6 protein-coding genes are annotated in these 5,263 nt (G+C 72.7%); 3 read left to right on the top strand and 3 right to left on the bottom strand.

The features are described from left to right. The first annotated feature begins 201 nt into the window (after window positions 1-201). Window positions 202-1,080 carry an ABC transporter ATP-binding protein gene (locus tag A6Q79_RS10030; protein ID WP_286691122.1) on the top strand — a complete coding sequence of 293 codons (879 nt, stop codon included), beginning with the start codon at window positions 202-204 and terminating at the stop codon, window positions 1,078-1,080. Next, window positions 1,077-2,285 (top strand): ABC transporter permease, encoded by a 1,209-nt coding sequence (locus A6Q79_RS10025; protein ID WP_286691121.1) that lies wholly within the window; start codon window positions 1,077-1,079, stop codon window positions 2,283-2,285. Before A6Q79_RS10030 ends, A6Q79_RS10025 begins: the two co-directional genes overlap by 4 nt. Before the next feature lie 30 nt (window positions 2,286-2,315). On the opposite strand, the gene lipB is transcribed toward A6Q79_RS10025, so the two are convergent. Next, window positions 2,316-3,041: a lipoyl(octanoyl) transferase LipB gene (gene lipB, locus A6Q79_RS10020; RefSeq protein WP_236749722.1), complete on the bottom strand. Its 726-nt coding sequence runs from the start codon at window positions 3,039-3,041 to the stop codon at window positions 2,316-2,318. A gap of 67 nt (window positions 3,042-3,108) precedes the next feature. Here lipB and A6Q79_RS10015 point away from each other — a divergent pair, with 67 nt between their 5' ends. Further along, entirely contained in the window at window positions 3,109-3,309 is a 201-nt protein-coding gene (locus tag A6Q79_RS10015; protein ID WP_317698050.1) for a hypothetical protein, read from the top strand. Between the two features lie 3 nt (window positions 3,310-3,312). Here A6Q79_RS10015 and A6Q79_RS10010 read toward each other — a convergent pair whose 3' ends face one another. Further along, a complete protein-coding gene (locus A6Q79_RS10010) occupies window positions 3,313-4,203 on the bottom strand; it encodes a TIGR01777 family oxidoreductase (protein WP_286690355.1) in 891 nt (296 codons plus the stop codon). A gap of 7 nt (window positions 4,204-4,210) precedes the next feature. After that, window positions 4,211-5,263: 2-oxoglutarate dehydrogenase, E2 component, dihydrolipoamide succinyltransferase (sucB, locus tag A6Q79_RS10005; RefSeq protein ID WP_317698049.1), on the bottom strand; the 1,053-nt coding region annotated here is incomplete at its 5' end.

Genomic DNA, 5,263 nt, shown 5'->3' with positions numbered 1-5,263 from the left:
GCTCGGCGCTGGTCCGCGCCGAGTGGTCTCGATACGCGGCCCCGGGCTCGCTGGCGCTCGCCGGGTCCGCTACTCGACCAGTGGTGGGGGTTACTCGACCAGCGGTGCTGGGTGGGGTGGGCTCGACCTAGCCGAACGGGGGAGGCGATGGTGGCCGCGCGGCCGATGCGGCGAACCTGGACGGATCCCTAGCGTGGACGCATGATCACCGTCGAGAAGCTCAGCAGACGCTACGGGGACGTCACGGTCGTCGACGACGTGTCCTTCGAGGTCCGGCCGGGGCGCACCACGGGTTTCGTGGGCGCGAACGGCGCGGGCAAGACCACCACCATGCGCATGATCATGGGGGTGCTCAGTGCCAGCGCGGGCGAGGTGCGCTGGAAGGGCGAGCCGATCACCGCCGACGTGCGCCGCTCCTTCGGCTACATGCCGGAGGAGCGCGGGCTCTACCCGCGCATGAACCTCGTCGACCAGCTCGTCTACTTCGCTCGCCTGCACGGGCTCGACCCCCGCGACGCGCGCTCGCGCGTCGACGAGCTCCTCGAGCACTTCGACCTCACCGACCGCGGCAGCGACCTGCTCGACACGCTCTCGCTCGGCAACCAGCAGCGCGTCCAGATCGCCGCGTCGCTCGTTCACCGCCCGACCGCGCTGGTGCTCGACGAGCCGTTCTCCGGCCTCGACCCGCTCGCCGTCGACTCGATGGTCGACCTGCTGCAGCAGGAGGCCGCCGACCTGCCGCTGCTGTTCTCCAGCCACCAGCTCGACCTCGTCGAGCGGCTCTGCGACGACCTCGTCATCCTCGCCGGCGGCCGCGTCGTGGCCGCCGGACCCGTCGACGAGCTCCGCGACCGCGGCGCCGTCCGCTACCGGGTGGTCATGGACGGCGCCGACGCCGCGTGGCTGCGCGACCTGCGTGGCGTGCGCACCCTCGACGTCGATGGCGAGGAGGCGCTCGTGGAGCTCGACGGACTCAAGCCCGCCGAGCTGACGCGTGCCGCCTTCGAACGCGGTCCGGTCGTCGAGGTCGCCCGCGTGCACCAGCCCCTGTCCGACATCTTCCGGGAGTCCGTCCGATGAGCACCCACACCCCGCACCCCGACCAGAGCAGCGGCACCCGCGCGCCGCGTGACGCGTGGAAGGTCGTCGCGCGGCGTGAGATCGACGTGCAGGTGCGGACGAAGTCGTTCCGCATCGGCCTGCTCGTCACGATCGTCGGCATCGTCGCCACGATCGTCGGCGTCCACTGGTTCCAGAACCGCGACACGACGCAGACGGTCGCCGTCGTCGAGCCGGCGGCCGCCGCGGTGGTCAAGGCCGCCGACCAGCTCGCCGGCGACGACACGCTGACCATCCGCCCGAAGAGCGTCGCCGACACCGCCGCGGCGGAGCGGGCCGTGAAGGACGGCGACGCCGACGCCGCCCTGCTCGCGACCGACGACGGCTACGAGCTCGTGGGGGAGCGCGACGTCGACGCGACCGTGCAGCAGTCCGTCACCGCAGCGGTGCGCGCGACGGCGCTGCAGCAGAACGCCGCCGCTCAGGACGTCGACCTGTCCGCGCTCGACGCCGGCACGACCACGTCGGAGCGGCTGCTCGATCGCGGGGCCGACGACGGCGGGCTGCGCCAGGCGACGTCGTTCGTGTTCGTCCTGCTCTTCTACCTGACCGCGATCGTGCTCGGCATGGGCATCGCGAGCAGCGTGACGCAGGAGAAGGAGAGCCGGGTCGTCGAGATCCTCGCCGCCGCCGTCCCGATCCGTCAGCTGCTGTGGGGCAAGGTCGTGGGCAACACGGCGCTGGCCGTGCTGCAGATCGTCAGCTACGCCGCAGCCGGTGTCGTGGGGCTGCTGCTCACCGGCCAGAGCGGCGCGCTCGACGTCGTCGGCCTGCCGATGCTCTGGTACGTCCTGTTCTTCCTCGTCGGCTTCGTCGCCCTCGCCAGCCTCTGGTCGGTGGCCGGGTCGCTCGCGTCGCGCACGCAGGACCTGCAGTCGACGACGATGCCCGCGCAGATGCTGCTGCTCGTGCCGTACTTCCTCGCGATCCTGGGCGGGGAGAGCATCAAGACGGTCGTGTCGATGATCCCGGTGGTCTCGTCGATGATGATGCCGGCGCGGCTCGTGGAAGGGTCGGTGCCCGCCTGGCAGGTTGCGGTCGCCCTCGGCGGCACGCTGCTCGCGTCGGTGCTGCTCGTGAGGTTCGGAGCGCGCGTGTTCGAGCGGACCCTGCTGCGTACCGGCGACAAGATCGGCTACCGCGAGGCGCTCTCGCTGGCCGAGTAGACGCCCAGTCAGCGCTGGGTCAGGCCGACGTCAGGACGTCGCAGCCCCCGGGAGCCCGAGCACGGGCACCTGGGGGTGCGCGTCGTCGTGCACGAGGTCCGGTGACGACGTGTACGGCTCCCAGCCCAGCAGGTCGACGAGGTGCGGACGCACGGCGTCGGCCGCCTCGGGCACGCGCACCCGGCGTCCCAGCTCAGCGGTCAGCGTCGTCACGCCTGCGTCGGCGATGCCGCAAGGCACGAACCGGTCGTACCAGGCGAGGTCGACGTCGGCGTTGAGCGAGAAGCCGTGCATCGTCACCCCGCGGGTCACGCGGATGCCGATCGCGGCGATCTTGCGCTCCGGGCCGCGCTGGTCGGCCGCCACCCACACGCCGGAGCGTCCCGGCACCCGGCCGGACGCGACCCCGAGGTCGGCGACGGCGCGGATCAGCGCCTCCTCGACCCGCCGCACGTAGTCGACGACGAGCACGTGGGAGGGCAGGCGCGTGATCGGGTAGCCGACCAGCTGGCCCGGGCCGTGGAACGTGATCTTGCCGCCGCGGTCGACGTCGACGACGGGGGTGCCGTCGAACGGACGCTCGTGCGGCTCGGTGCGCTTGCCGGCCGTGTAGACGGGCGGGTGCTCGAGCAGGAGCGCGGTGTCGTCGATCTCGTCGGTCACGCGCTGCGCGTGCAGCTCGCGCTGCAGCTCCCAGGCCGCCTCGTAGTCGAGGGCGCGGTCGCCGTACCAGTCGTCGATGATCTGCAGGCTCACGCTCCTACCGTAGCCCCGGTGTGGACGGCCGCTCGACGCGAGCGGGACGGGCGTCGAGGCTGACGTCATGACCAGCTGGCTGGCGGCGCTCGTGACGTGGTGCAGCACGCTGCTCGGCACGGGCGACGCCGACCTTGCCTGCCTCGAGCGGCCCACCCGTGCCGTGGGCCCGCAGCAGGCGTACCGGCTCCCCAGCGACCAGCCGACCCGACGCAGGGTCCTGCTCACCTGGACGGCCGACGGGTGGCGCATCGGCGCGACCCGGTGAGCGTCAGGCGAGGGCCGAGCGGAGGGCCGACGCGAGGTCGGCGTCCTCGAAGACGAACCCGTTGTCGAGCAGGACCCGCGGCACCATGCGCAGCGAGCCGAGCAGGTCGTCCGAGAGCGCCCCCAGCGCCACGCGCAGCACCGGCGCGGGCGCCACGAGCACGGTCGGGCGGCCCAGCACGTCGCCGAGGGTGTTCGTGAACTCGGCGTTCGTCGGCGCCTCCGGCAGCGACAGGTTGACCGGGCCGCTGATGCTGTCGCGCTCGAGCAGGAAGGCCACGGCGCGCACCCAGTCGCGGCGCGACATCACCGACATGCGCTGGCGACCGTTGCCCAGGCGCGGACCGAGCCCGAGCTTGAACGGCAGCAGCATCGGACCCAGGAGCCCGCCCTCGTCGTCGAGGGGGAGTCCGGTGCGCAGGTGCACCACGCGCTGGCCGGCCTGCTCGGCCTCGACCGTGGCACCCTCCCACGCGACGCAGAGGTCGGCGAGGAACCCGTCGCCGCGACCGGCCGACTCGGTGAGCCGGTCCTGGCCGCGGTCGGCACCGTAGATGCCCATGGCCGAGCCCGACAGCAGCACGGTCGGGGAGCTCGACGCCGCCACCGCGCGCGCGATGGTGGTGGTCGAGTCGACCCGCGACGACCACAGCTGCTTCTTGTAGCTCTTCGTCCGGGGCCACCGGGCGATCGTCGCGCCCGAGAGGTTGACGACGGCGTCGGCGCGGTCGACGAGCCCCTGGTCGATCCGGCCGGCGGCGGGATCCCACAGGGAGGCGTCAGGACCGGGCGTGCCCGAGCGGACCAGGCGCGTCACCTGGTGGCCCTGGTCCCGCAGGTGCGAGACCAGGGCCGAGCCCAGGAAGCCGGACGCGCCGCCGACGACGACGTGCATCAGGGGGTCAGAGCTCGCCCTCGAAGGAGCCGCTCTGCAGCCGCTCCTTGACCGCCGTCAGGAACCGACCGGCGTCGGCACCGTCGATGAGGCGGTGGTCGTAGGTGAGCGCCAGGTACGCCATGCTGCGCACCGCGATGCTGTCGCTGCCGTGCGCGTCGGTGATGACCACCGGGCGCTTGACGACGGCACCGACACCGAGGATCGCGACCTGCGGCTGGTTGATGATCGGGGTGTCGAAGAGCGCCCCGACGCTGCCGAGGTTGGTGATCGTGAAGGTGCCGCCGGACAGCTCGTCGGGACCGATCTTGTTGGTCCGGGTGCGGGCCGCGACGTCGGCGATCTTGCGCGCCAGCCCGGCGATCGAGAGGTCGCCGGCGTCCTTGATCGTGGGCACGAGCAGACCGCGCTCGGTGTCGACGGCGATGCCGAGGTGCTCGCCGGCCGGGTACGTGACCGTGCCGGCCTCGAGGTCGAGCGCCGCGTTGAGCGTCGGGTACTGCTTGAGCGCCTCGACGGCCGCCTTCGCGAAGAACGGCAGGAACGTCAGCTTGACGCCCTCACGCTCGAGGAACGCGTCCTTGTGCTTGGTGCGCAGTCGGGCGATCTCGGTGACGTCGACCTCGTGCACCTGCGTGAGCTGGGCCGAGATCTGCAGCGACTCGGTGAGTCGCGACGCGACGACCTTGCGCAGCCGGCTGAGCTTCTCCGTCTTGCCGCGCAGCGGCGACGGCTCCGATGACGCGGCCGGCGCGGGGGCGGAGGGCGCCGACGCGGCCGGGGCGGGCGCTGCGGCCTCCTCGGCCTTCTTGGCTGCGTCGAGGACGTCCTGCTTGCGGATGCGACCGCCGACGCCGCTGCCGGTGACGGCCGCGAGGTCGACGCCGTGCTCCTTGGCGAGCTTGCGCACGATCGGCGTCACGTAGGTGTCGCCGCCGCTCTGCGTCGAGGCGCCCGACGTCTGCGGGGCCTCCTGCTTCGGCTCGGGACGCGCCTCGTTCTCCGGGTGCGCCTGCTTCTCGGGCTGGGCGGTCGGGGCGGGGGCGGACGGGGCGGGAGC

Origin of the sequence: Aeromicrobium sp. REDSEA-S32_B7, assembly GCF_001626145.1 — a bacterium.
Lineage (GTDB): Bacteria > Actinomycetota > Actinomycetes > Propionibacteriales > Nocardioidaceae > Aeromicrobium > Aeromicrobium erythreum.
Note: the sequence above shows the minus strand (reverse complement) of the source record. Positions and strands in the feature narration are given on the sequence as shown.

Excerpts from the sequence above, each read along its gene's own strand:
- A6Q79_RS10030 (WP_286691122.1), top strand. The coding sequence starts at position 202 with ATGATCACCGTCGAGAAGCTCAGCAGACGCTACGGGGACGTCACGGTC.
- A6Q79_RS10025 (WP_286691121.1), top strand. The coding sequence starts at position 1,077 with ATGAGCACCCACACCCCGCACCCCGACCAGAGCAGCGGCACCCGCGCG.
- A6Q79_RS10015 (WP_317698050.1), top strand. The coding sequence starts at position 3,109 with ATGACCAGCTGGCTGGCGGCGCTCGTGACGTGGTGCAGCACGCTGCTC.
- A6Q79_RS10010 (WP_286690355.1), bottom strand. The coding sequence starts at position 4,203 with ATGCACGTCGTCGTCGGCGGCGCGTCCGGCTTCCTGGGCTCGGCCCTG.